The sequence below is a fragment of the Ornithinibacillus jepli genome (assembly GCF_047228935.1).
GTDB lineage: Bacteria > Bacillota > Bacilli > Bacillales > Amphibacillaceae > Ornithinibacillus.
In genome coordinates this window covers 31,400-55,450 of record NZ_JBFEGG010000008.1, presented here as the reverse complement: position 1 = coordinate 55,450, position 24,051 = coordinate 31,400, and the positions used below count along the sequence as shown (strand labels likewise).

Annotated in this window: 25 protein-coding genes; 11 read left to right on the top strand and 14 right to left on the bottom strand. The window is 35.7% G+C overall.

All coding sequences use genetic code 11. From position 1 onward, the window contains the following. Nucleotides 1-6 precede the first annotated feature (6 nt). The 3 genes from AB1K81_RS17765 to cshA all read right to left on the bottom strand — a co-directional run bounded on the left by AB1K81_RS17765 (nucleotide 7) and on the right by cshA (nucleotide 3,449). Nucleotides 7-1,434: a PH domain-containing protein gene (locus tag AB1K81_RS17765; RefSeq protein WP_412978019.1), complete on the bottom strand. Its 1,428-nt coding sequence runs from the start codon at nucleotides 1,432-1,434 to the stop codon at nucleotides 7-9. After that, on the bottom strand, nucleotides 1,427-1,906 hold the full coding sequence (locus AB1K81_RS17760; RefSeq protein WP_412978018.1) for a PH domain-containing protein: 480 nt from the start codon (nucleotides 1,904-1,906) through the stop codon (nucleotides 1,427-1,429). Before AB1K81_RS17760 ends, AB1K81_RS17765 begins: the two co-directional genes overlap by 8 nt. A gap of 70 nt (nucleotides 1,907-1,976) precedes the next feature. Continuing rightward, a complete protein-coding gene (gene cshA / locus AB1K81_RS17755) occupies nucleotides 1,977-3,449 on the bottom strand; it encodes a degradosome RNA helicase CshA (RefSeq protein ID WP_412978041.1) in 1,473 nt (490 codons plus the stop codon). 443 nt (nucleotides 3,450-3,892) lie between these two features. Between cshA and AB1K81_RS17750 the strand changes: the two genes are divergently transcribed. After that, nucleotides 3,893-4,801 carry a DMT family transporter gene (locus AB1K81_RS17750; protein WP_412978017.1) on the top strand — a complete coding sequence of 303 codons (909 nt, stop codon included), beginning with the start codon at nucleotides 3,893-3,895 and terminating at the stop codon, nucleotides 4,799-4,801. Between the two features lie 79 nt (nucleotides 4,802-4,880). Beyond that, complete coding sequence (locus AB1K81_RS17745) at nucleotides 4,881-5,735, top strand: DegV family protein (RefSeq protein ID WP_412978016.1); 855 nt, start codon at nucleotides 4,881-4,883, stop codon at nucleotides 5,733-5,735. Between the two features lie 133 nt (nucleotides 5,736-5,868). Here the strand turns inward: AB1K81_RS17745 and AB1K81_RS17740 are convergent, their stop codons facing one another. The 4 genes from AB1K81_RS17740 to AB1K81_RS17725 all read right to left on the bottom strand — a co-directional run bounded on the left by AB1K81_RS17740 (nucleotide 5,869) and on the right by AB1K81_RS17725 (nucleotide 9,263). Further along, nucleotides 5,869-6,582: an alpha/beta hydrolase gene (locus AB1K81_RS17740; protein ID WP_412978015.1), complete on the bottom strand. Its 714-nt coding sequence runs from the start codon at nucleotides 6,580-6,582 to the stop codon at nucleotides 5,869-5,871. Nucleotides 6,583-6,703: 121 nt separating this feature from the next. Continuing rightward, entirely contained in the window at nucleotides 6,704-7,069 is a 366-nt protein-coding gene (locus AB1K81_RS17735) for a YppG family protein (RefSeq protein WP_412978014.1), read from the bottom strand. A 95-nt stretch (nucleotides 7,070-7,164) separates the two neighbouring features. Beyond that, entirely contained in the window at nucleotides 7,165-8,568 is a 1,404-nt protein-coding gene (locus tag AB1K81_RS17730; RefSeq protein WP_412978013.1) for a hypothetical protein, read from the bottom strand. Then, on the bottom strand, nucleotides 8,568-9,263 hold the full coding sequence (locus AB1K81_RS17725; RefSeq protein ID WP_412978012.1) for an ABC transporter ATP-binding protein: 696 nt from the start codon (nucleotides 9,261-9,263) through the stop codon (nucleotides 8,568-8,570). Before AB1K81_RS17725 ends, AB1K81_RS17730 begins: the two co-directional genes overlap by 1 nt. 240 nt (nucleotides 9,264-9,503) lie before the next feature. On the opposite strand from AB1K81_RS17725, the gene AB1K81_RS17720 reads away from it, so the two are divergent. The 5 genes from AB1K81_RS17720 (at nucleotide 9,504) to AB1K81_RS17700 (ending at nucleotide 14,537) form a co-directional block, all read left to right on the top strand. Next, nucleotides 9,504-10,406, top strand: a complete 903-nt coding sequence (locus AB1K81_RS17720; protein ID WP_412978011.1) for a phosphate/phosphite/phosphonate ABC transporter substrate-binding protein — start codon at nucleotides 9,504-9,506, stop codon at nucleotides 10,404-10,406. 117 nt (nucleotides 10,407-10,523) lie between these two features. Further along, entirely contained in the window at nucleotides 10,524-11,306 is a 783-nt protein-coding gene (phnC, locus tag AB1K81_RS17715; RefSeq protein WP_412978010.1) for a phosphonate ABC transporter ATP-binding protein, read from the top strand. A gap of 16 nt (nucleotides 11,307-11,322) precedes the next feature. Beyond that, nucleotides 11,323-12,093: a phosphonate ABC transporter, permease protein PhnE gene (gene phnE / locus AB1K81_RS17710; protein WP_412978040.1), complete on the top strand. Its 771-nt coding sequence runs from the start codon at nucleotides 11,323-11,325 to the stop codon at nucleotides 12,091-12,093. Continuing rightward, on the top strand, nucleotides 12,093-12,893 hold the full coding sequence (phnE, locus tag AB1K81_RS17705; RefSeq protein ID WP_412978009.1) for a phosphonate ABC transporter, permease protein PhnE: 801 nt from the start codon (nucleotides 12,093-12,095) through the stop codon (nucleotides 12,891-12,893). Before phnE (AB1K81_RS17710) ends, phnE (AB1K81_RS17705) begins: the two co-directional genes overlap by 1 nt. Before the next feature lie 63 nt (nucleotides 12,894-12,956). After that, nucleotides 12,957-14,537, top strand: coding sequence for a bifunctional metallophosphatase/5'-nucleotidase (locus AB1K81_RS17700; protein ID WP_412978008.1), 1,581 nt, complete (start codon nucleotides 12,957-12,959; stop codon nucleotides 14,535-14,537). A gap of 53 nt (nucleotides 14,538-14,590) precedes the next feature. Here AB1K81_RS17700 and AB1K81_RS17695 read toward each other — a convergent pair whose 3' ends face one another. The 3 genes from AB1K81_RS17695 to AB1K81_RS17685 form a co-directional block, all read right to left on the bottom strand. After that, the gene (locus tag AB1K81_RS17695) at nucleotides 14,591-15,346 is read right to left on the bottom strand and encodes a PepSY domain-containing protein (RefSeq protein WP_412978007.1); all 756 of its coding nucleotides are present in this window, start codon (nucleotides 15,344-15,346) and stop codon (nucleotides 14,591-14,593) included. An 89-nt stretch (nucleotides 15,347-15,435) separates the two neighbouring features. Beyond that, the gene (locus AB1K81_RS17690) at nucleotides 15,436-16,779 is read right to left on the bottom strand and encodes an ATP-binding protein (protein WP_412978006.1); all 1,344 of its coding nucleotides are present in this window, start codon (nucleotides 16,777-16,779) and stop codon (nucleotides 15,436-15,438) included. Between the two features lie 4 nt (nucleotides 16,780-16,783). After that, the gene (locus AB1K81_RS17685; protein ID WP_412978005.1) at nucleotides 16,784-17,467 is read right to left on the bottom strand and encodes a response regulator transcription factor; all 684 of its coding nucleotides are present in this window, start codon (nucleotides 17,465-17,467) and stop codon (nucleotides 16,784-16,786) included. Nucleotides 17,468-17,604: 137 nt separating this feature from the next. Between AB1K81_RS17685 and AB1K81_RS17680 the strand changes: the two genes are divergently transcribed. Further along, on the top strand, nucleotides 17,605-18,252 hold the full coding sequence (locus AB1K81_RS17680) for a VOC family protein (RefSeq protein WP_412978004.1): 648 nt from the start codon (nucleotides 17,605-17,607) through the stop codon (nucleotides 18,250-18,252). Between the two features lie 148 nt (nucleotides 18,253-18,400). Here AB1K81_RS17680 and AB1K81_RS17675 read toward each other — a convergent pair whose 3' ends face one another. Further along, nucleotides 18,401-18,721, bottom strand: a complete 321-nt coding sequence (locus tag AB1K81_RS17675; RefSeq protein WP_412978003.1) for a thioredoxin family protein — start codon at nucleotides 18,719-18,721, stop codon at nucleotides 18,401-18,403. Between the two features lie 61 nt (nucleotides 18,722-18,782). After that, entirely contained in the window at nucleotides 18,783-19,598 is an 816-nt protein-coding gene (locus tag AB1K81_RS17670; protein ID WP_412978002.1) for a DUF368 domain-containing protein, read from the bottom strand. 152 nt (nucleotides 19,599-19,750) lie between these two features. Here AB1K81_RS17670 and AB1K81_RS17665 point away from each other — a divergent pair, with 152 nt between their 5' ends. Together AB1K81_RS17665 and AB1K81_RS17660 are read left to right on the top strand one after the other, a co-directional pair. Beyond that, the gene (locus AB1K81_RS17665) at nucleotides 19,751-20,086 is read left to right on the top strand and encodes a PadR family transcriptional regulator (protein ID WP_412978001.1); all 336 of its coding nucleotides are present in this window, start codon (nucleotides 19,751-19,753) and stop codon (nucleotides 20,084-20,086) included. Beyond that, nucleotides 20,083-20,775, top strand: a complete 693-nt coding sequence (locus AB1K81_RS17660) for a DUF1129 family protein (RefSeq protein ID WP_412978000.1) — start codon at nucleotides 20,083-20,085, stop codon at nucleotides 20,773-20,775. The genes AB1K81_RS17665 and AB1K81_RS17660 overlap by 4 nt, the downstream gene beginning before the upstream one ends. A gap of 18 nt (nucleotides 20,776-20,793) precedes the next feature. Here AB1K81_RS17660 and AB1K81_RS17655 read toward each other — a convergent pair whose 3' ends face one another. Then, on the bottom strand, nucleotides 20,794-21,996 hold the full coding sequence (locus AB1K81_RS17655; protein WP_412977999.1) for a CapA family protein: 1,203 nt from the start codon (nucleotides 21,994-21,996) through the stop codon (nucleotides 20,794-20,796). Between the two features lie 235 nt (nucleotides 21,997-22,231). Continuing rightward, nucleotides 22,232-23,383 carry a thiolase family protein gene (locus tag AB1K81_RS17650; RefSeq protein ID WP_412977998.1) on the bottom strand — a complete coding sequence of 384 codons (1,152 nt, stop codon included), beginning with the start codon at nucleotides 23,381-23,383 and terminating at the stop codon, nucleotides 22,232-22,234. A 153-nt stretch (nucleotides 23,384-23,536) separates the two neighbouring features. On the opposite strand from AB1K81_RS17650, the gene AB1K81_RS17645 reads away from it, so the two are divergent. Continuing rightward, the gene (locus tag AB1K81_RS17645) at nucleotides 23,537-23,974 is read left to right on the top strand and encodes a DUF4064 domain-containing protein (RefSeq protein WP_412977997.1); all 438 of its coding nucleotides are present in this window, start codon (nucleotides 23,537-23,539) and stop codon (nucleotides 23,972-23,974) included. The last annotated feature ends 77 nt before the right edge of the window (nucleotides 23,975-24,051 follow it).

Here is a 24,051-nt window from a genome sequence, read left to right as displayed (position 1 = left end):
AGGGGGTTAACCCCCTCGATATGAATACCAGTCTGCCAATGAATCTACAGCCTCTTTATCTAATTCTTTTATGTGATAATGCTTTCCAAGCCCCATCTTCCCTACAATAGATAGCTTAATCGTTGCAAGGTCCTCTTTTCGATGTAGAATATGTTGCTTTTTATTAAAGGCTTGGATTCGTTTATGGTTCATGACCATCGTAACTTTATTAAGAACACGATGACGAATTGTTAATTTTTTTCCGTCCACTTTATATCCGGAGTCTTTATATTGAAGAACAGCTAATAATACACTTAATATGACTACTACACTTGGAACCCAAATGAATGGTGGTAGTACAAAGATGAATACGACTAGTGCGAGTAATGGTACAGTTACAGTTCTTACGAGGTAATATTTAAGTGACCGTTTTGGTAATGCAATGATTCCTGATTGATTGGATACATAATCGGGTAACAGTTTGATTAAGAAATCATCCACTTCACTTTTCTTTAAAATCGGAAATAGGACCGTTGAGAAGTCCTCCCCTTTTTCATTCGATCCTCCAGCAATTTCAGCAATTACCGTCGCATACCCGAGTGGTTGTCTAATAATGCTTTCTACATACCCTACAGCTTGAATCCGTTTTAATGGGATGGTGATATGTTTTTTCTCTAGGAGTCCACAAGTAATAACAATATCTTCAGCCACTTTCGAAATGGTAAAGTTCCAGTATTTAATCATTGTACCTACTATACCTAATAACCAGAGAAGAATAATCCCACCTAAAGCAAATAACGCGATTATTACTATTCCTAGTCCAACCACCCATGTATATGCAGTGTTATAAAAGTCATCCGGTATTAATCGTCCTATTTCTGAAAAGCCCGCCCCAGCAATAGCTAGTAATACACCAATCGTTCCAGAAGTAGCACCAGCTAGAATTAGGCGTTTTCTTGTAATCGTCTCAGAAGGGTGAATAATCTCCTCTTCACCTTCCTCATCTAGAGTGATATTAGTAACCGTTGATTTTAACTCAGACCGTAACCTTTCTCCCTCCACTAAAGTGACAGTATTCAAAGAGGCTTCAGCATCCTTACCGGTTCCTGCTGTTTCGATTTCCACTTTAACTAATTTAAAAATTCTATGTAAAATGTTTTGCGTAAGATCAATTGACTGAATTCTATTTTTCGATATGTAACGTTTCTTCCTAATAAATACACCATATTCAAGCTTCAATTCGTCTCCCTCTACGCGATACGTAAATCGTTTCCAGGAGATGTAACTTGCAAAAGCTAATAAAACGATTAGAACTATGACTGCTAGAATAGCATAGAAAATATTAAGATTTAATAACGAAACAAAAGCAACAATAAATAAGAAAAAGGAATCTTTAATACCCGTTACTAAATTAAATATAACAGTTGCTGGATGTAATCGCCTCGGCTCAGACATCATCTTCATCCACCTTTGCTAGTGATGAAATTTTATCACGTAAATCGGAAGCAATTTCATTAGATAATGCCGGTATTTCATGGGTAGTTGCAGCTGTTGAAATGGATACACTTGCTAGATTAAACTTTTTCAAAATCGGGCCTTGTTTCGTCTCCACATGCTGAACACGTATCATTGGAATTAATGTTCTAGAGACAATTAATATTCCATGCTGAATGTAAATTTCCTGTTCAAACACTTCATAGCGCCATCTTTTCCACCTAAGATTCGGAATTAGAAAAACGGAAATATATGTACTGATTATGCTAACTGCAAGTAGAATAAATGCAATCCATAGCGGGAAATCAACTAAGAAATGTAATACAAATCCAACTATCATCAATACCCAAATTATTAACTCATACAAAAAGGCAGCAATTTGCCATGCTTTTATCGCATCACGCGAAATCATATGAATCGGTGGCTTTCTCATATCATATAATCCTTTCCCCTATTTAAATTTAAGAAAAAGCCCCTATTTTACAAGGGGCTTTTCTAGATGTTTAGTCACGGTTTCTTCTTTTTTGGAAATTCCCTTTACGGTTTCGTCCACCTTGGCCTCTTCCGCCTTGGTTTTTTCCACCGCCTTGACCACTACGTTTGCCGTAATAACGTTTATTATTAGAACGACCTTTATCTTGTTGTGCTTTTTTAATACTAATTGGAGCTACTCCAGAAATTTGAACTGGAACATCTCTTCTTTCCTTTGTAAGCATTTTTAATGCTGCTGCAACGATTGTAACAGAATCATGTTCTTCTAATAATTCATTAGCTGTTTGATGGTAAGCATCAAGTTCGTTCTTTTCAATCGTTTTTAAGATTTTTTCCACAGTTAATTGCTGCTGACCAATACGCGCTTCCTTATTAGTCGGTGGAACCATCCGTTTCATTTTACTTTTTGTTACTTTTTCGATTAAACGAAGATGTGCTATTTCTCTTGGCGTTACGAACGAGATAGCTTCACCAGTTCGACCTGCACGACCCGTACGCCCGATTCGGTGTACATAGCTTTCAGGGTCTTGCGGAATATCAAAGTTATATACATGGGTTACACCTGAAATATCAAGTCCACGTGCCGCTACATCGGTTGCTACTAACACATCCACACGTCCGTTTTTAAATTTATTTAAAACAGACATACGCTTTCCTTGTGTTAAGTCCCCGTGGATTCCTTCTGATCGGAAACCTCTAGCTTGCAAGCCTTCTGTAATCTCATCGACACGTTTTTTCGTTCTACTAAATACAATCGATAATTCCGGATTTTGCATATCCAAAAGATTAGTTAATGTATCAAACTTATACTTTTCAGGAATTTCTACGAAGTGCTGTACGATATTTTCTACTGTCATTTCCTTCGCTTTAACTTTAACCTCTTTTGGAGTATTCATTAGGTTAGTTGCAATGTCACGAATCTCTTTTGGCATTGTTGCCGAGAATAAAAGAGTCTGTCTTTCGCTAGGAACTTGTTTTAGAATTTCACGGATATCATCAATGAACCCCATGTTCAGCATTTCATCTGCTTCATCTAACACAACAGTGTGAACAATATCTGCACGAATTGTTCTTCTTCTAAAGTGGTCTAAAAGTCTACCAGGTGTTGCTACAACAATTTGAGGACCGTCTTTTAATGAACGAATTTGTCTATCCATTGGAGCTCCACCATAAACTGGAAGAACACGAACCCCTTTAAATTTACCTAAACGATTTAATTCTTCGGCAACTTGGATTGCTAGCTCTCTCGTTGGAGCTACAACAAGTCCTTGTACCTTTCTTTGTGCTGTATCAATTTTTTCGAGCATCGGGATACCGAATGCAGCTGTTTTACCTGTACCCGTTTGCGCTTGCCCTATAACATCATGACCCTCTATCGCTAGAGGAATAGTTTGTGCTTGTATTGGTGTTGCTTCTTCAAACCCCATTTTTTCTAATGACTTCATAATCGGATTTGAAATTCCTAATTCATTAAATGTTGTCACGCTTTCTAATTCTCCTTTGTACAAAATTGTTTGTTTTAGCGCTTGACTTGCCGTGATGCTTGTACCGAGAATTACATCACCCATTTATCTTATCTTATCCATTTATCCGAAATCTTACCTACTCCATAGTGAGATACGAACTCATATTTTTAGATAATGAAAGTTGAATATTCTTCAATTTACATAAAGTGGAAAAGGCTTTAACCACTAAGGGAAAAGCCCTATGATTATCATCTTAAGAGTACTCTCCTAATTTCTAGGAAACTCATTACGCTTGAAATCATTCAAGCAATAAGCACCGTGGCAAATTAACCGTTAGTTAATGATAACATAATAATAATAGTACAAGCTAGTTACAAATGCTTTTTCTATTTAGACATGATAAAATAGAAAATTAATTGAGTAATAATAAAACACAACTTGAAAATATAGGAGGCAAAAGAATGAGAGTTCCTCCATTCAATCCATACATAGCGGTTGTCATCGGCGTTATTTCTGTTTCAACTTCAGCAGTACTTGTTAAATTAGCTGGTGATGCCCCTGCTGCAATTATTGCAAATTATCGGTTATTAATAGCCGTTATTCTAATGGCCCCTATTATGGTTTTTAAATATCGGCATGAGTTTAAACTCATAACTAGGAAAGATTGGCTATTGTCCACTCTCGCAGGAATTTTTTTAGCATTTCATTTTATTCTCTGGTTTGAATCATTAAATTATACATCGGTAGCAAGCTCTGTAGTCCTTGTTACACTTCAACCTATATTCGCTTTTTTCGGAACGTATTTTTTCTTTAAGGAACGTTTTACACCTGGGGCAATCATAAGTATGATTATTGCTCTTTTAGGTAGTGTAATTATCAGTTGGGGCGACTTCCAAATAAGTGGAATGGCGTTATTTGGGGATATATTAGCACTTATCGGAGCAATCGCAGTAACAGCGTATTTCCTATTGGGTCAAACTGCTAGGAAACGTTTATCGTTAATGACTTACACGTTTGTCGTTTATGGGGTTAGCTCCATTACGTTAATTATTTATAATGTTTTACTACAAAACTCGTTCACAGGTTACTCAGCTAACTATTGGTTAATCTTTTTAGCATTAGCCATTATCCCAACCTTTTTTGGCCATACTTTATTTAATTGGGCATTAAAATGGTTAAGCACTTCTACTATAAGCATGGCAATTGTCTTTGAACCCATCGGAGCATCTATCTTGGCCTATATCATATTAGGTGAAAGAATAACATGGTCACAATTTCTCGGAGGCTCTATTGTTATCTTTGGATTGTTCTTATTCATATTAAGTACAACCCGAAAATCAAGCGTTACGATTCATAAAAAAGTTCGATAAGTTATCACTATATTTACATGTGAATAAACGTTATAATAAATACCAATATACGTAAACAAACTAGAAATAAGGTGATTCAATGAGTATTCAACTAATGACTGATGGTGGAGCAGACCTTCCTAAGGAACTTTTGGAAATGGCTGACATAAACGTAATTTCGTTATATTTAAACTTTAAAGATAAACAGTATAAAAGTGGTGTAGAGCTTGATCTGCCTAGTTTCTTTAAAAAAATCGAAGAAACAAAAGAACTGCCACGTTCAGCCGCACCAAGTCCAAATGATTTTTATGAGGGATATAAAAAAGTAGATCCTTCTAAACCGATTTTAATGATTAGTTTATCAAGTGGACTAAGTAGTACGTACGAAAATGCGGTAGCTGGTAAAAACTTATTATTAGAAGAAGAGCCTGATCGAAAAATCGAAGTAATTAACGCACGGACAGCATCAGCTGGGCAAGCATTACTTCTTTTTGAAGCTTACCAAAAGATTCAAGAGAATTATTCATTAGATGAGCTAGTAACCCATCTTAATCATAAAGTGAAGCATACTGCCACATTATTTGTACTGAAAACACTAGAAAACCTAGTTCTAGGTGGAAGAATTGATAAGGTAAAGGGAACTTTAGCCAAAACGTTAAATATTAAGCTGTTAATGAAAGCTAGTGATGAAGGCACTATTGAAGTTGCTGAAAAGGTACGTGGGGATAAGAAGTCGATTCGCCGTTTTGTTGATCAAATCGGAGAGTATGCACGTACTTTTGAAGATAAAGTGTTAGTCATGACACACTGTAACGCCGCAGAGCGTGCAAAATCAGTATTGAATGAAATAAAAGCTAAATACAAATTTAAGGAAACTTACGTAACAGAAATGGGCCCACTAATCTCCACATATGGAGGAGACGGAGCATTGGTAATATCTTTCTTTAAAGATTAAATAACATACTATACTTTAATAGCACTCATCAAAAATCCCCAAGCAATCGCGAGGGGATTTTTAATGCAGTATTATCAGTATTAGTTTTGCCTATATGCTCTTAGCGGCAGGAATACACGCTCTGGCGAGATAGCTATACCAAGACCTCATTACTTTCAACAGGCTTTTCCAAAAACTCATACACCATTTTATTCAATGTATCTTTATCATTCCCTAAACAAATCAAATGTCTCGAACGTTCGAAAAACACCACTTCTTTACGTTTCGCCGGAATCTCTTTATCCAAATAATAAGCTGTTTTATAAGGAACCATACTATCCATCTGCCCTTGTGCAATTAGCACGGGAGATTCCACATTTTTAAGGTGCTTCCTAGTTAACCTAACTAACTTTAAAAACTCTAGATTAGCCTTTAATGGAACACTACCCAATTTTCTCTTATAGTGACGATACAGTTTATTCTGTCCTAACTTCCCAGTAATTCCATCCTTGATGACTTCTCCAATATCAACACTAATTTGTTTAAAGGATAAGTATTTTCCAGCGGTTGCTAGTAAGACTAGCTTATCAACTTTATATTTGGCTGCTAAATAAGCCGCAATCATCCCACCCATTGAAAAACCTATAAGATATATTTCATCGTATTTTTCTTTTAACCTCTTTAAGGAAGCTTCAGCTGTTTCAATCCAGCTCTTATAATGAACATTATCAAGGGCTAACTTTTGGCCATGCCCTGGCAATGTCGGGACGGAGATATGCCAATCAGTATGCTCTTGTAAATAATTCGTGAGTGGTTCTAATTCATGGGGTCCTCCAGTATAACCATGGATAATTAAACATCCTATCATGATGTATTCTCCTTTATGAAAATCGAAGTAAAGAGCTAAAGTTCATTTTTCTTTTGCCCTAATTCAACGAAAAAAATTCAGTTAGCTCCCATATCCCCGTTTATCTTTTTTCTTTATAGCTTTAACGGAATGTTTTCATAAAAGCGCCAAATTGCTTTATGATTGGTGATACTTGATGGTATGTGTTTGCAATTTGACTTACTGTTGTTAATACTTTATCCAAATTCATTTGTCCGCCTTGATTCTGAAACTGGGCCATTGCTTCTTGTTGTGGTTGGGCTTGTTGGTTAGATCCTTGCATTTGATCATACCAGTCTTGTGGTTGCTTTGGTTTGGCAAATTGTTCAAATGCTGATTTTGGCTGTTCATATACATTTTGGTAATATTGTTGATACGGTGAGGGATGAAAAGGCTGTTGGGCTTGTTGATTGTAGTAATTAGGTTGATTACCTTGTTGGTAATACGGAGGGTAACCAAACTGTCTCATGACACGACTCACCCTTTCCTTAGCCTTTTTACTATAATTTATGCAACTGACCTTTGGATTGTGTAATAACTAAATGTAAAAGTAAACCTGTCGAATTAAGCAACAGGCTTACTTTTTGAGTTTTTCTTTATTAAAAATAATCCATAAATCAACATTACTATGGAAACAATAGAAAATTTTGGATTAAAATTGCATAAAATTATAAACCCAAGGCTACAAAATGCAATGACACCTCTAAACGATAACTGGACTAATCGCTTGTTAATTGTCTCAAACGCATTGTCCATTTTACTCATATAATTAATAATAAATAGACTAATCACTAAAGGAATGAATAGAAATGACCACCATGAAAATTGGATAATCGAAAAGATTGTAATTGGAATCATCACCGGAATAAACCCTATTATTGCCCAGTTCCTTATCGTCTTTCGGAACCCAACAATATCCCAAGGAAGAACTTGAACAATACCGGAGTACATGCGATTCACAAAGATACTTGCAGTAAACATCGTATAAATATGGATGCTTAATGCAATAACAATTATCCCTGCCATCTCATTAAAAAATGATAAAACGATAATAGCTAAAAACAAGCCACCAACTACTTGTAGAACATATTCTATATTTCCCCTAAAATGCTGTAACCAAATTCGTTTATGGATGGAGCGATTCGTATAAGCAAATGGCTTCTTTCTGGAGGCTCTATTTTGAAAAACACTATAGCTCCTTTGCCTTTTAAACTTTACTTTAGTAGCTCTTGATACTAAAGGCATGTTCCAAACGAGATAATCATTAACCTCTGTAACTCTACCCCAATTCACATTATCAAACATCTTCCTAAATAGAACTATATTACTCAGTAAAACTATAGTCATTATGATAAGGCCGACTACAATACTGTTATTAGTTAACGTTCCAATCAGGTTGAATAGTACTAAAGATAACATAATACTGAGTTTCAAAAGCCACTTCATATGGAAAAGTTTCCACTGAGGAATCGTCATGAGAAGCTCAATCAACCAAAATAAACCAAAATATATGACTATTACTTCTGAGTTAATTGGGGTAATAAATATAACCAAAACACTTATAAGTAAATATTTCAAGAGAAGCTTTCCTAATTTCTCAACCGTAGCAAAGAAAGCAATTCGCTTCATAGAATATGGAAGCATTCCTAATTGATATTCCGAGCTAGTAATTACTATTCCGGGTATCCGAAATGATTGAAATACATAACGTAAAGGGAATATAGCTAATATTAGCCAAAATCTATCTGTCAATTGCTGCTCAATAAACAGAAACTGGTTCTGATACGTTGCTAAGAAATCATTAAAAATAAAAATAGTAGCAAATACATATCCTCCTAAAATAAGCGAATAAATAGTTGTCGTTAAGTCAAAGGATAAAACTAACAGTTTCTTATATACCATTCTCTTTTTTCTTGCTCTACCTCGTTTTATTGTCCTATATGCTTGCCAAGAAGAAGGATAATGCATTATTCACCACTTCTCCTTTTAATCGTTTCGAACTCTTCTATCAGACCTTTATGTAGAATCTTACCTTCCTGTAGCATGATAAACTCATTCGCAAGCCCTTTAACTCTGTCTAACTGATGGGTTGTGAGTAATATTCCGGTGCCACCAGATATTTTTTCCCTCAAGATTTCTTCAAAGTAATCTACCGCATAAATATCTAATCCCATAAACGGCTCGTCTATTAATAAAAGTGGAACATCTGGTAGCATGGCACAAATGGTTTGTACCTTTTGCCGCATACCCTTTGATAGTGATTCCGGATATTCATCTAACTTCCCTTTTAATTCAAACCCTTCTACATATCGCTCAATTCTTCTCATTAGTTCATCTTCTTCGATCCCATAGCTTTTTCCATATAATTGAAAATGCTGCATCGCCGTTAATTCAGACATTAATAATGGTTCTTCCGGAATAAAGGATATTCTCTGTTTAAAATCTAAGAACCTCGTGTCTTGATTGTATGCTTCCTCTAAAATTATCTCTCCAGAAGCTTTATCTTGAATACCCATAATTGTTTTCATTAATGTAGATTTACCCGCCCCATTATGGCCAACTAGTGCCATAACAGATCCCTTTTCGATGAAAAAGGTTATATCATCTAGTAATCTAGTACCTGATACTTCCACTACTAGTTGTTTCACATCTAAAATTTTCATTCATCTCACCACCTGACATAATATTACGTATTTTCATTAATAAAAGTTTCGAAATACAATATGTGACATACTAATAATAGCAAAATCCGAATATTACGCACGATATTTTACCATTTTTTTATTAAAAGCGTGTAAAAAGTGTGTAAATTAGTGAAAAAAAAACTAGCTTTTTCAGGAAATTTGTTATTTAATTAAATAGTAAGTCAAATTTAATCTTTTATATTTCTTAGGAGGGTCACAATGAAGAAACTTTATGGTCTAGTGCTGATTCTTGGACTAGCACTTGTACTGGCAGCATGTGGATCGAATGATGCAGCAAATCCGGATACATTAGTAATTGGGTTTGTACCTTCACAGGATTCTGATTCAATAGCAGAAACGGTAGAACCGTTAGCGAAAAAACTAAGTGAAGAATTAGGTAAAGATGTCGAAAGTAAAGTAATGACAAGTTACAGTGCCTTAGTTGAGGCAATGGGAGCTAACCAAGTTCATATCGGATTCGTTCCTGCATTTGGTTATGTTCTAGCAAACCAAGAGTATGATGTAGAAGTTATTCTTAAATCTATCCGTTATGGTTCTGGAACATACAGAGCACAGTATACTGTACGTGCTGATTCTGGGATTGAAACTCTTGATGATTTAGAAGGGAAAATTTGGGCTTATGGTGACCAGTTATCTACTTCAGGCTACCTTTTCCCGGCTAATGAGCTAATGGAAAAATACGGATTAGAAACTGCCGCTGATTTAGAAAATGGATTCTTTGGTGGATCAACTCAAACTGGTGGACATGATAATTCAATTCTTGCTGTATACAATGGTGAAGCTGATGTAGCGACAACATTTGAAGATGCACGTACAGAAATTGAAGAGGAACATCCAGATGTTATGGAAAAATTAAAAGTACTAGATTTTACTGCTGAAATTCCTAACGATACTATTTCTGTTACAGCTGATCTTGATGATGAGCTTGTAAAAGAAATTAAAGATGTATTCTTATCTTTCAATGATGATGAAGAAATGCTTACAATCATGAAAGAAGTTTACAACTGGGATTCAATTTCAGAAGCTTCTGATGAAGAATACGATGTAGTACGTGAAACTTATGAGAAGTTCCGTGAAAACATCACTATTGATGACCTTTAAAATTAATTTGTAATATTGATAGAGGAAAAAGGGAAGGGTGTGAAACTTCCCTTTTTCTTGCGTTAATAACTTGTTATAATAGAAGAAATTTATGCCTGTACTGGAGGACTTATTGAAATGATAGAATTTAAGAATGTAGGCTTAGTGTACCCAAATGGCACAGAAGGCTTAAAAAATGTAAATGTGACCATCAAAGATGGGGAATTTGTAGTTATTGTTGGACTTTCGGGAGCTGGAAAATCAACATTCATCCGTAGTATTAACCGTTTGGTTACACCTACTTCAGGTTCTTTAGAGGTTGATGGAGAGAATATTATAGATTATAACGGGAGCAATCTTCGTAAATTACGTACTAAAGTCGGTATGATCTTTCAGAACTATAATCTTGTAAAACGTTCAAATGTATTAAAAAACGTTCTAGCTGGCCGTCTTGGGCATACTGGAACATTGCGATCTATATTAGGCTTATATAAAAATGAAGACAAGGCGTTAGCTTATGAAAGTTTAAAACGCGTTAATATAGAAGAAAAACTTTATAACCGAGCAGATGAATTAAGTGGCGGTCAGCAGCAACGTGTTAGTATAGCTCGTGTGTTAACACAGCAGCCAAAATATATTTTAGCAGATGAACCTGTTGCTTCTCTTGACCCACCTACATCACATCAAGTTATGTCCTATTTAAGAAAAATTAATAAAGAAGATAATATTACAACAATTGTTAATCTGCACTTTATCGATATGGCAATGGAATATGCTGATCGTATTATAGGTATGCGTGCTGGTGAAGTTGTCTTTGATGGACCTGTATCTGAAGTAACGGAAAAAACCTTCGAAGAAATTTATGGCCGTTCAATCCGTGAGGACGATATGCGTGGAGGTGCAGATAGTGCCGAAAAATAAGAAACAAACACTATCCATGTACCCTAGTAAAACAAAAAAACAAGTAACCATTATTGGACTTGTAATTTTAGGTATGTACCTGTTTAGTATGATTTTCACACAACGAGAAATGGTTGGAGGCTTTGCAGGTGCGTTCGGTAAAATGTACCGTGTAATTGAAAAGTTCTTCCCACCAAACTTTTCAATACTTTCAGCTATAATGGACCCGTTATTTCAAACGATTCAAATGGCAATCATTGCAACGACTATAGCTGCAATCATTACGGTACCATTAGCGTTACTATCAGCTCAAAACGTAACAACTTTTAAGCCGATTTATGTAGCAACAAGAACTATCTTAAACTTATTACGTACAATTCCTGACTTAGTACTTGCAGTAATCTTTGTCGGATTATTTGGAATTGGAGTCTTCCCTGGTATCCTAGCACTTATTGTATTTTCATTGGGTATTTTAGCAAAATTAATTAGTGAGACAATCGAATCGGTTGATATGAATCCTTTAGAAGCAATGCGTGCATCAGGAGCAGGCACATTACAAATGATTTATTATGGACTAATTCCACAAGTAATGCCACAGTACACGTCATTAGTACTATATGTATTTGAAATTAATATCCGTGCATCTGTCGTATTAGGTTATGTCGGTGCTGGTGGTATTGGATTAGTATTAAACCAGCAAATCGGGTTCTATAATTATCCGAATGCTATGGCAATCATCATTATGATTTTTGTTGTTGTACTTGTCATAGAATATATCAGTAACAAATTAAGGGAGGCATTAATCTAATGGACTCATTACAATTACCTCCAAAACCTAAGAACTCAACCTATAAAACTATAAAACGAGTTTTAATAGCGCTTATTGTTCTTGCACTCTATATTTGGACATTCCTTGGCATAAATATTGACTTTGGAAAAGCAATCAGTCAGATGTTCTCAAATTTCGGGAATGTAGTTGTAGGACTATTTCAGCCGAACTGGGCTGCTTCTGGTGATGTCGCTTTAAGTATGCTTGAAACTATTACAATTGCATTTGCTGGTTCTCTAATGGCAGCAATTTTATCTGTTCCATTAGCATTTCTTGCAGCTAATAACATGATGGGTGGTAAGGTAGGATCAACAATTGGTAAATGGATTTTATCTGCAGTTCGTGCCTTCCCTGATATTATTCTAGCAATCTTATTCGTAGTTGCTGTTGGTCCTAACGCATTTGCCGGTGTTCTTGCAATTGCAATTGGTTCTACAGGTATGCTAGGGAAAATGTTCTCAGAAATTATCGAATCCATTGATATGGAAGTTGTTCATGCAATGGAAGCAAATGGGGCTAATAAAATACAAATACTATTTTATGCTGTTATGCCGCAGATAATTCCTGAGTTCCTATCCTATGCGATTTATCGGTTCGAGGTAGACATACGTGCATCGTCCATACTTGGTATCGTAGGTGCAGGGGGGATTGGTACGATGATCTTCTTTGCCTCTTCAAACCGTGATTGGAACCAAATGGGAACTATTTTGTTAGGTATAATTATCGTTGTAACAGTTATTGACTTTGCTTCAGCAAGAATTAGACGTAAAATAGTATAAGCTAAAATTTAGAAACGAAATTGAAGAACCGACTCTTTGATTTCGTTTCTTTTGTTGGAAAGGATGTACGAAGTGTCAAATACAACCAAGCTCAAAATAATTTATACAAGTGATGTTCATGGAAATGCTATGCCTATTTTATATGGAACGAACGAGCAGGCAGATTTAGGTTTAGCTAAATATGCTTCGATAGTAAAACGAGTAGTTCGTGAAAACGAAAATGTCATCGTACTAGATAACGGCGATTTAATCCAAGGAACACCACTTATGACTCATTATGTTAAAGAACATCAAGGCAAAATAAATCCAATGATAGAAATTATGAACCGTATCGGTATCGATGCTAGTGTAATCGGTAATCATGAATTTAATTTTGGCAAAAAGGTGTTACATGATGCGATAACCGGTTCCAACTTCCCTTGGCTGTCTGCCAATTTGGTTAATGAAGATGGTGAACCTTATTTTGGGAAACCATATATAATTCAAACCTTGTCAAACGGACTTAAAGTAGCAGTAGTTGGGGTAACCACGCATTATATTCCAAACTGGGAGTCGCCTAATCATATTGAAGGGATACAATTTAAAGATGCACTAACGACTCTAAAGCAATGGGTTAAACTTATTCAAGAAGAAGAGCAACCAGATGTCCTTATCGCCTCATACCATGGTGGCTTTGAAAGGGATTTGGATACAGGTGAAGCTACAGAGTCATTGACTGGTGAAAATCAAGGATATGCGATGTGTCAGGAAATAAACGGAATCGATATTTTACTAACAGGACATCAACACCGTATGTTAACTGGCGAGATAAACGGCGTATTAGTAGCCCAGCCAGGAAATAATGGTAAGATGTACGGTAATATCGATATCGAGCTGGAACAGAATGGCACTAACTGGACGATAGTGAAGAAAAAGGCTGAGATTAAACCAATTAATGCACAAGCTGATGAAGAGATTATGCTTTATATGGCAGAATTAGAGTCTTCTACTCAGAAATGGCTAGACCAACCGATTGGTTATATTGATGGTGATATGACGATATCCGACCCACTTCAAGCAAGATTAACGAAACATCCATTTATCCAGTTCATACAGGAAGTGCAAATGGAAGCTAGTGGTGTAGACATTTCGGTGACTGCCTTATTGAATAATGAATCTAGAGGATTCCAGTCGGTTGTTACGATGCGTGATGTGGTATCTAATTATATGTACCCGAATACTCTAACCGTACTAGAGCTTAGTGGTAAAGATATTAAATTAGCATTAGAGAAAACTGCAGAATACTTTGTGTTAGATGATGCTGGCAATATCACCGTAAATCCTACTTATATTGAACCGAAGCCACAGCATTATAATTACGATATGTGGGAAGGAATCCACTATACGATTAATATTACTAATCCTATGGGATCGCGCGTTGAACATATTTCGTATCACGGAAGTCCATTAAAAGAGGATGGAACGTATCATGTTGTTTTAAATAACTACCGGGCAAGTGGTGGTGGTAATTTTGATATGTTTAAGAATAAACCTGTTATTAAAGAAATCCAGAAGGATACTGCTGAATTAATACATGCTTATTTTGAAAAATATAAGACTATAAAGGCAGAAGTTGTACCTAATTTTCAAGTTATATCCTCATAAGACAAGGGCTACCATTTTTGGTAGCCCCTCTTTTATATTTTCTAATTATCGTCTCAATCGTCATCGTCATCGTCATCGTCATCGTTGTCATCAATCGAAGTTCCAAGTTCTGTATCGATTGAGATAGAGATAATTTCACCAGTATATGCGTCAATATCTAGTTCCGCTTCTCCGGCAGTACCCTTAATTTCAATCTCATAAATAAGACGTCCATCATCTTCATCTAGGTCTAATTCTTTAATGGTTCCTTCAAACTCTGCCAATGCAATTTCCATTGCTGCTTCACTATCTATCGCTGTTTTTTTCTCATTAGCATTTTTTTCTGTATTACGTTCATCTGGTTGAACTGCCACTTTTTCTTTGTCTTTATCATCTGTTCCATCATCTTCCTTTGGAACAGTGGTATCATCATTTGTCTTATCTGTGCTTTCATTTTTATCGTCGGTTTTAGCTCCGGAATCATCCGATGAAGTATTATTCTTTTCAGAAACAGCTACGTTTGTAGAGCCTTCAGCACTTGCACGTAACTCCCTTTGTTCAATCTTAATTACCTCACCTGTATTTCCATCTAACTTAATTTCATATTCCATACCATCGCTTTCAACTTCAACTTCATAGATTACTTTATTAAATCCTTTTTCCAATTCCATTTCCGTTATTGTACCTGGATATTGAGAAGTTACGAGAGCCTCTATTTCACCTCTTGATAGTTTAGGCTCTGCTTGTGCAGCATTGGAATGATAAATCCCTAGACCAAGTACGGTTGCTATAGCGACACTAGATACAGTCATGATCACTTTCTTTTTCATGTTATGCCTCCTTATTTACTCTTGATGTCTTTATCATAAACATCTAGAATGAAATAACTATGAGAGAAAGATTAGAATTTGATGAGAAATTATGATAATTTAATTGGTAATAGTACTTTAAAAATAGAACCCGCTCCTAGACTGCTTTCTACAGTAATTGCCCCACCATGTGCAGATGTAATTGTTTTGGCAATGGCAAGGCCAAGTCCGGTTCCACCAGTATTCCTATTTCTAGCCTTATCCATTCGGTAGAACCGTTCAAAAATTCGTTCTTTCTCATCTTCTGGTATTCCCGGCCCAAAATCGGTTACCGATATGGCTAATTTGTTTTCGAATTGTTCCATATTAACAATCACATTACGATCACTATATTTGAGTGCGTTATCAATCAAAATATAAAACACTTGTTTAAGCTGATCTTTATTTCCATGAACATAGAATGGTACACCTTGTTCTGGAAACTCAATCACCCTTCTATATGCTCTAGAAAACGTGTCAATTGTTTCTTCGATTAGTTCCGTTACATTTACATCCTCGCCACTTTGTACTTCTTTATTTTTAGCTAATGCCAATAATTGTTCTACAAGCTTTTGCATCCGTTCTGCTTCTGTTCCAATCGCATCTAACGATTCCTTAATAAGTTCCGGATTTTCTTGACCTCGACGTTCTAACAGCTGGGTATAGCTTTTTATAATGGAAATCGGCGTCTTTAGCTCATGGGATGCATCTGATACGAAAATCTCCTGCATCTCATAATTCTCTTTCAAATAATCAATCATGTCATTAAATGTTTTTTCCATTTCATATAGCTCATCTTTCGACCGATTAGTTAACGCTATTTTCTTCCATTTTCCATGTTTCATGTTTTCCTTCATCGTACTGATTAACGCTTTAATTGGTTGAAGTAAAAATCTTGCTAGTAAATTCCCAGCAATAATAATCGGAATAATAATGATGACAGAGGCTAAGATGAGTACGTAAAATAGAGTTTTCATGTTTTCGGTAATGGCAACTAATTTTTTGGATAAATGTAGTGTTACAATTTCACCGTTATTCCAGATTATTGGCTTAGAAACTGTTGCATAACGGTCACCATAATATGTCAAAACTTCTCTCGTTTCACTTTTAGAATATTCCCCTGGAAGTCCTAAATAATCTGATGATTTTGTATGAACTACTAATGGTGAACCATTTTCAGGGTAAATTCGAATGATTCCATCAGCTGGTAAAAAAGCTTTTAACAATTCACTAGGTGGTATTTCTTCATTTTGATTTATAGCTACTAATATCGTATTAACTTGTTCGGCAAGTTCGTCCAATTCACTATCAACGGAATTTTGATAAAACAAGAAATAAATGGAAGCATTGATTAATAATATAAATACAAACATAAAAAAGCTGGTAAATAGTTGTATCTTTGTTCGTAGCTTCATACGATTATTCCTTTATCGAATATCCTACGCCTCGTACGGTTTGGATGTACTGTTTCGAATATCCTTTTTCTATTTTTTGACGTAAGTACCGAACATACACATCAACTACATTTGTCTCACCAAAATAATCATAGCCCCATACTTGTTCAATTAATTGATCACGTGTTAGCACGATATTTTTGTTTTTTAACAAGCATACGAGTAAGTCATATTCCCGAGGAGTTAACTCGATTTTATTTCCCTCACGGAATACTTCATGAGCGTCTAAATCAACCGTTAAATCTCCTACAGCCAAAATATGCTTGTTTACTTTTTGTTCTACAGGCTTTCTAAGATGTACCCGTATTCTTGCAAGTAATTCTTCAATTTGGAAAGGCTTTGTCACGTAATCATTTGCTCCTAAATCTAATCCACTAACCTTGTCATGAACAGCATCTCTTGCGGTTAGGAGGATGACTGGAGTGTTCTCATCTGTACGCCTAAACCTACGAAGCACTTCTAAACCACTTAGCTCAGGAATCATAATATCAAGTAAAACCAAATCCCAGTCTTGATCTTGCATTAGTTTTAAAGCGTCTTTACCATTATCAACTTTCTTAGTGCGATAGTTTTCATATTCTAATTCCAGCTGTATCACTCTACTCAGTTTTTCTTCATCTTCTACAATTAGTATGATTGGTTGTTCCATTACATCACCCACTTATCCGTTCTTTTTTGTTTACTATATCAAAGAAAGATTAAAAAGTAATGAGAAACAATAGGATTAATTAATTGATTTCCTATTTATTTAGATAAATAATGTATACATATAAGGGAGGGATTATCATGCTAGCACTTGATCATATTGTGATTGCTGGAAAAAATGCTGCAGAAGATAGTATAACGTTTGACGATAGAATGGCAATTAAAGCTATTAAAGGCGGAGAACATGAGAATTGGGGTACGTATAATTACCTTGCTTATTTTTCCAATGAAAGCTATATTGAATGGCTAGGAATAAAAGATTACGATACCGCAAGTAAGAGTGATAATCCGCTCATTCAACATTTAGTATATATGCTAGACCAAAACCTGTCTGTCCCGTTTCAATTTGCATTAAGAACGAATCAAATGGATGATTATATACAACATTTTAAAATGAACGATATTCCCTTCGATGGTCCTTTTCCTGGGGAAAGAGAGCGTCCAGATGGAACAATGCTTTCGTGGCGAATGTTGTTTCCGAAGTATGATATAGAAGAGGGTATGTTGCCATTTCTAATTGAATGGGCTAATCCAAGTGGTGGTCCATCAGCACAAAGCTTAGCTAACCCACAAGCGATTATGAAAATTAATTATAGTGGTGTTGATAAATCAACGTTTACGAAAATCTATCAATTAAAAAATAAAAAGAGCTTGTCTAATCAATTTATTTTGAGAAATTCCAGGATTAGTTTTAAGGATGATGGGGATTTGTCGTTTGAGTTGGTTTAGAGGATTATTTTCTATTTATTCCCAAATAAGTATATTTCTGGCAGCATCCATGGCTAGAATTCTATACATCAATTATATTGTTTAAAATCACAAAAAAACCAATCCTTTACTATTTTAATTAGTGATATAGGATTGGTTTTTATTATTATTACCCTAATTGCTGATGTAAAAATTCTGTTACGGATTCTGGTGTTTTGGTATAGGCGCTGTGTTGATGGGCTAGTTTTTCTCCGTTTTGGAAAATTAAAATGCTTGGGATTCCCATTACTTCATAAGTTTGAGCAATTCCTTCTAGCTGATCTGTATTAACCTCATACCATGCATAATTATTAAACTCCTCTAAAATTCCATCGATAAACATGTCCATTCTTTTACAATCCGGACACCAGTCTGCGAAGAATTTGATGATAACAGGTTTTTCACTTTGAATAACTTCGTTGAACTTTTCCATAGTTTGAATGTATTCCATATGAACACTCCTTTTCCATCTTTATTTTATCTATTAAACAAACGTTTGTCTTATACTTTGCCTATGCTTTGTATTCGACTTTACCTAATACATAAGCTGCAAAGAGTCCAGCTGCAAATGTTAGGACACTTAAAAGTACTAAAGCAGTCGAATCTGGCCAGCCTGGAAATACAACAAAGACCGATCCTATTACTAGCCCAATAATTAAAGCAAAGGTTGCACTACGATAGTTTACTAAAAAATAATTAATCACTTTACTCATCGTAATAATACCTAGTACTATTCCGATTCCAACCACTGCGATAACATCTATTTGGAGGTTACTGATTGCACTAATAACTGTTGCATAAACTCCAATTACTAGTAATATAAACGATCCACTTATCCCTGGTAGGATCATCGCAGCACTTGCAATAAAACCAGAAAAGAATAGTAACACATATGTAGAGAAAGTCATCTCTTCGATAATCACGCCCTCATTTTCATGAAGAAATAACATCGAACCAACAACTAATGCCCCGATGACAAGCAAAATATAGTGATTTGCTTTAAATTTTGTCCTCACTTCAGCCTGATGAAATAAATAAGGTATTATACCAATAATTAGACCTAAAAAGAAGAACTGAGTTGGTCCAGGATAATGTTCAAACAACCACTCGATTACGCGACTTAATAAGAGTACCGCACAAGCTACACCTACCCCTAATGGAATAAGAAAGCCGAGATGTTTTTTCCAATCTTTAGTCATAAGTCCATTAATAGATGCAATTAAACGATCATAAATCCCTAAAAGTACCGCAATAGTCCCACCGCTTACCCCTGGTATAACATCACTTGCTCCCATAAGTAATCCACGGTATATATTTTTCCATTCCATTGAGTTGTCCCCTTTTATATTTCTTATTATTATCATATCAAATTATGCTTGTAATTCATATGAAATAAATGTATACTAAATACTAGCTACTTTGCATGGCAAGGTAGCTAAAAACAAAAACGGTATCTTGTTTTGCAAGGTAGGTGAATTCCATGTCTCTAAGGAGTCAATTATTGAAGGGCGTATTAGAAGGTTGTATTCTCTCTATCATTCAAAAGCAGCCTACATATGGATATGAATTATCCTTACGTTTACAAGAGTTTGGGCTTTCTGATGTAAGTGAAGGTTCTATATACCCAATATTATTACGACTTCAAAAAGAACATTTAATTGAAGGTACGATGCAAAAGTCCGAACTCGGTCCAAAACGAAAATATTATCATCTCACAGAAATTGGTATTGAAGCATTACAAGAGTTTAGAGCTGAGTGGGAAAACATTAAACATCCGGTTGACCGAATTATTCATAAAGGGGAGGAGAAAGCATGAATTCTAAAGACATTATAAAGATTAACAATGAAATGAGAGAAAGACTTACAGAAGAAAATAAAGCTATTTATGAGGATATGCTCTTATATATCCGGTTAAATGGTAATAAATCCGAGCAACAAACAGAAGAAGTATTATTTGAACTGTTAGAGCATGTATTACAGGCCCAGGAAGAGGGTAAATCAGTACAAGATATATTTGGGGATGATTTAAAAAAATATTGTGACGAGCTTATTGCAGAGATTCCGGGTGAAAAAAAATCTGCATCCGTATTATTCGGCACCTATGTCGTGATCAACTTTTTAGCAATAATTAGTTTTACATTCGGGACGTTTAGCTTTGCAGCTTATCATTTCTTTAACTTAGGTTCCGATAAATTTACCTTTTCAATTGGCTCTGCCATCACAATAGCCCTGATTTATCTACTATTGTTATACATCTTTATTGTTCTTGTACTCAAATGGATTAAAAAATCATTATTTAAGGATATAAAACCGAATAAGTGGGTAGAGTTTTTCCAATTGTGGATTATTTGTATGGTACTAATTGGATTGTTTATCCTCATCCCAATCCTACTACCAGACTTCGGTAAGGAAGTTAGCATCCCTGTATTATCCTTAACTGTAGTTGGTGTTATACTATATGTGATTAAACTAGTGCTAAATAAAAAATATAGAATAACCAAATAACAAAGATGCCATAGAGGACTAATCCTCCGTGGCATCTTCTTTTGTTTGTTCAATAAATTTTAATTCTGGTACCCATTGTGACATATGCTCTTTTATCTCTTCATAATGAGCTTTTGCATTTGGTAACTCTTGATCAGTTAATTGAAACATAGGGATTACCTCGTAATTTTTCCAATTCTCATATTTCACATATGTAGGGAGAAATTCTGGGGAATGTACTTCTATTTCTGTTTCTCCACCTGACAATGTTTTCGTTATATGAAACTTAAATACCCCACCAATCTGGCGATAAAATTCATCTTGTCCCGACAAGAAATTACCTAAGGAATAAATAACTAACGTACGGTTTCCGTCCTTTCCTGTGACCCAATCAACAGGTTGCAAAACGTGTGGATGATGTCCGAGAACGACATCTGCTCCTTGATCTGCTACGAACTGGACTAAATCTTTCTGCGTTTGATTAGGCATCCGTTCATATTCATTTCCAAAATGAAGACTTAACACAACTACATCCGCTTTTTCCTTAGCAGCTTGTATTTCTGAAGCAATAAGTTCTTGATCAATTAAGTTAACAAGGTAATCCTTCCCTGTTGGAACCGGAATTCCGTTCGTTCCATAAGTATAGGATAAAAAGGCAACAGAGACCCCTTCTTCTGTTTCAAAAATTCTTAGCCTTTCCCTATCCTCGTAGTTTTTATAAGAACCAGTGTACATCATATTTATGGTTTCCCAATGTTTAATTGCTCGTTGTATAGCTTCTTCTCCACGGTCTAATGTATGATTATTAGCTAGTGATACAACATTAATTCCAGCCCATTTTAAAGCATCTCCTACTTCTGTAGGACTATTAAATGTTGGGTAAGAGGATAATCCTAATTCCACACCACCAATCATTGTTTCCTGATTCGCGATGGAAATCGTCGCATCACTAAGAAACGGCTTAACCCGCTTAAGCATCGGTGTAAAATCATATCCTTCTCCGGTCCACGCATCATCATAAACTCCATTATGAATTAACATATCTCCGATTGCAGCAATGGATATTTCTTGTTTTACATCTATTGGTACTTTTGGTTCTTTAGGCTCTATTACTTTCTCTGAATGGGAACCAGCCGTTCTAGTTAAATCGCTCTCTTCATCTGTTGTTCCGATACCACATGAGAATAACAATAGGCTTAAAAACACAAACACAAAAGTTCCTACTAAACTCCCCCTTGTCATAATCACTTCTCCTCATACATTTTTACTAATTATACCACAATAACAGGAAAATTTTTCCGTTTAGTAATAAAATTCAACAAGATTCAGCAACTTGTCCAACACGTTTAGTCTTAATATGACATGAGGAAGAAGTATTCATGCATTTTTAAGGAGGATTTGATGGAAGTCAGTTGATGTGCAGTACCTACTATAAAGCAAAAACAACCGCCATTATAGGCAGTTGTTTTACCAAAAGCTATTCGATTCGTTCTATTATCGTGGCATTTGCCATTCCCATTCCTTCACAAATGGCAAGTAGTCCATATTTGCCTTGTGTGCGCTCTAGTTCATACAGTAAAGAGGTCATTAACTTAGTTCCTGTTGCACCTAAAGGATGACCGAGCGCAATTGCACCTCCGTTTACATTTAGTTTATTCGGGTCAGCACCGGTCTCTTCTAACCATGCAAGGGGTACTGGTGCGAATGCTTCGTTCACTTCATATCGGTCCATGTCCTCTATCGAAAGACCTGCTTTCTCTAACACTTTTTTCGTTGCTGGGATTGGGCCTGTTAACATTAGGGTCGGGTCAGAGCCAATAACAGCTCTGGCAACAATTCTTGCCTTAGGTTTAATGCCCAATTCATCAGCCTTTTGTTTCGACATAAGCAATACTGCACTAGCACCATCACTCATCTGACTAGCATTTCCTGCCGTAATTACGCCTTCTTCCTGAAAGACCGGTTTCAACTTGGACAGAGCATCTAAAGAAGTGTCCTTTCTTGGCCCTTCATCTATATGAAAGGTTCGCTTATTTCCCTCCTGATCCTCTACGTCAACTGGGATAATTTCCGCTTCAAATGTACCTTTTTCAATAGCTTGTAATGCTTTTTTGTGACTCGCTAAGGAAAAGGAATCTAACATTTGTCTTGTATATCCCCATTTTTCAGCGATTTTCTCAGAGGATATGCCTTGATTAACGATTTCATATTTTTCTTGCAACAACTTACTTGGCTTTGTATTACCGATATTAGAAAACATCGGTGACCGAGTCATACTCTCTACACCGCCCGCAATTACGATATCCATATCTCCTGATGCAATAGCTTGAGCCGCAAAATGAATTGCTTGTAGGCTGGATCCACATTGACGATCAATTGTAACTCCTGGCACTTTAGTCGGAAAACCTGCTATCAGAGCTGCGGTACGAGCAATATTTCCTCCTTGTTCATTAACTTGTGTTACACACCCTAAAATGATATCTTCAACATCACTTTTATTCACATTAGTCCGTTCTATTAACCCTTCTAACACTACCGCTGCTAAATCATCGGCACGGTAATTAGCTAACGAACCACCCTTTCGTCCAACCGCAGTCCGAATACCATCGACAATAACTACTTCACGCATCATCTTCCCCTCCTATTCCTGTATTTCAATTATAGGGCATATTTTCAAACAATTCTATATTTTAAACAACTCGAATAAAATAATAAAAAATGAAACTATAAACTATTGTTTTCGTATAAAATGGAGATAGTTATTAATAAGGAGGAATTTTGTTTGAAACGTACAGCAGAAATTACACTTGGAATTATTGGGGCAGTTTTTTACGTCTTTTCAATTGCTTTCGGGGCTTTAAGACTATGGATGGAAAATAATAAAGGTTACTTACAGGATTATATGTATAATAATCAAGATGAGTTTCAATTGACTAATAGTGACATTGATATGCTACAAGAATTCTTTAACTTGAACCTTGCAACCGGTGGCCCATTACTAATTATTTTACCAATTTTAGCTATTATTTTAGGTATTGTTGCATTAGTTTTATTAAAAGGCAATAAAAGTCCTGTTGCTGCAGGTATTATCTTTATTGCAACCGGAGTCCTTTATGTCATTATCACTGCAGGTGGGGGAATCCTTAGTGGAATCTTATATCTGATTGCAGGGATACTTTGCTTAACACGCAAGCCTAAACCAACGATTATACAAGAATAATTTCACGCGATTTACCAGGATAAGTTAATAGTAAAATAGACCCGCACGAATAATTTATAGTATTATATAATAAAGCA

Bases quoted from the DNA above. Each gene is read 5' to 3' on its own strand.
- AB1K81_RS17685 (WP_412978005.1), bottom strand. From the start codon at position 17,467: ATGGAACAACCAATCATACTAATTGTAGAAGATGAAGAAAAACTGAGT.
- AB1K81_RS17740 (WP_412978015.1), bottom strand. From the start codon at position 6,582: ATGATAGGATGTTTAATTATCCATGGTTATACTGGAGGACCCCATGAA.
- AB1K81_RS17735 (WP_412978014.1), bottom strand. From the start codon at position 7,069: ATGAGACAGTTTGGTTACCCTCCGTATTACCAACAAGGTAATCAACCT.
- AB1K81_RS17695 (WP_412978007.1), bottom strand. From the start codon at position 15,346: ATGAAAAAGAAAGTGATCATGACTGTATCTAGTGTCGCTATAGCAACC.
- AB1K81_RS17690 (WP_412978006.1), bottom strand. From the start codon at position 16,779: ATGAAGCTACGAACAAAGATACAACTATTTACCAGCTTTTTTATGTTT.
- AB1K81_RS17675 (WP_412978003.1), bottom strand. From the start codon at position 18,721: ATGGAATACATTCAAACTATGGAAAAGTTCAACGAAGTTATTCAAAGT.
- AB1K81_RS17730 (WP_412978013.1), bottom strand. From the start codon at position 8,568: ATGCATTATCCTTCTTCTTGGCAAGCATATAGGACAATAAAACGAGGT.
- AB1K81_RS17680 (WP_412978004.1), top strand. From the start codon at position 17,605: ATGCTAGCACTTGATCATATTGTGATTGCTGGAAAAAATGCTGCAGAA.
- phnE (WP_412978009.1), top strand. From the start codon at position 12,093: ATGGACTCATTACAATTACCTCCAAAACCTAAGAACTCAACCTATAAA.
- AB1K81_RS17720 (WP_412978011.1), top strand. From the start codon at position 9,504: ATGAAGAAACTTTATGGTCTAGTGCTGATTCTTGGACTAGCACTTGTA.
- AB1K81_RS17765 (WP_412978019.1), bottom strand. From the start codon at position 1,434: ATGTCTGAGCCGAGGCGATTACATCCAGCAACTGTTATATTTAATTTA.
- AB1K81_RS17650 (WP_412977998.1), bottom strand. From the start codon at position 23,383: ATGCGTGAAGTAGTTATTGTCGATGGTATTCGGACTGCGGTTGGACGA.
- AB1K81_RS17750 (WP_412978017.1), top strand. From the start codon at position 3,893: ATGAGAGTTCCTCCATTCAATCCATACATAGCGGTTGTCATCGGCGTT.
- AB1K81_RS17760 (WP_412978018.1), bottom strand. From the start codon at position 1,906: ATGAGAAAGCCACCGATTCATATGATTTCGCGTGATGCGATAAAAGCA.
- AB1K81_RS17655 (WP_412977999.1), bottom strand. From the start codon at position 21,996: ATGACAAGGGGGAGTTTAGTAGGAACTTTTGTGTTTGTGTTTTTAAGC.
- AB1K81_RS17670 (WP_412978002.1), bottom strand. From the start codon at position 19,598: ATGGAATGGAAAAATATATACCGTGGATTACTTATGGGAGCAAGTGAT.
- phnE (WP_412978040.1), top strand. From the start codon at position 11,323: ATGTACCCTAGTAAAACAAAAAAACAAGTAACCATTATTGGACTTGTA.
- AB1K81_RS17725 (WP_412978012.1), bottom strand. From the start codon at position 9,263: ATGAAAATTTTAGATGTGAAACAACTAGTAGTGGAAGTATCAGGTACT.
- AB1K81_RS17745 (WP_412978016.1), top strand. From the start codon at position 4,881: ATGAGTATTCAACTAATGACTGATGGTGGAGCAGACCTTCCTAAGGAA.
- AB1K81_RS17700 (WP_412978008.1), top strand. From the start codon at position 12,957: ATGTACGAAGTGTCAAATACAACCAAGCTCAAAATAATTTATACAAGT.
- phnC (WP_412978010.1), top strand. From the start codon at position 10,524: ATGATAGAATTTAAGAATGTAGGCTTAGTGTACCCAAATGGCACAGAA.
- AB1K81_RS17665 (WP_412978001.1), top strand. From the start codon at position 19,751: ATGTCTCTAAGGAGTCAATTATTGAAGGGCGTATTAGAAGGTTGTATT.
- AB1K81_RS17660 (WP_412978000.1), top strand. From the start codon at position 20,083: ATGAATTCTAAAGACATTATAAAGATTAACAATGAAATGAGAGAAAGA.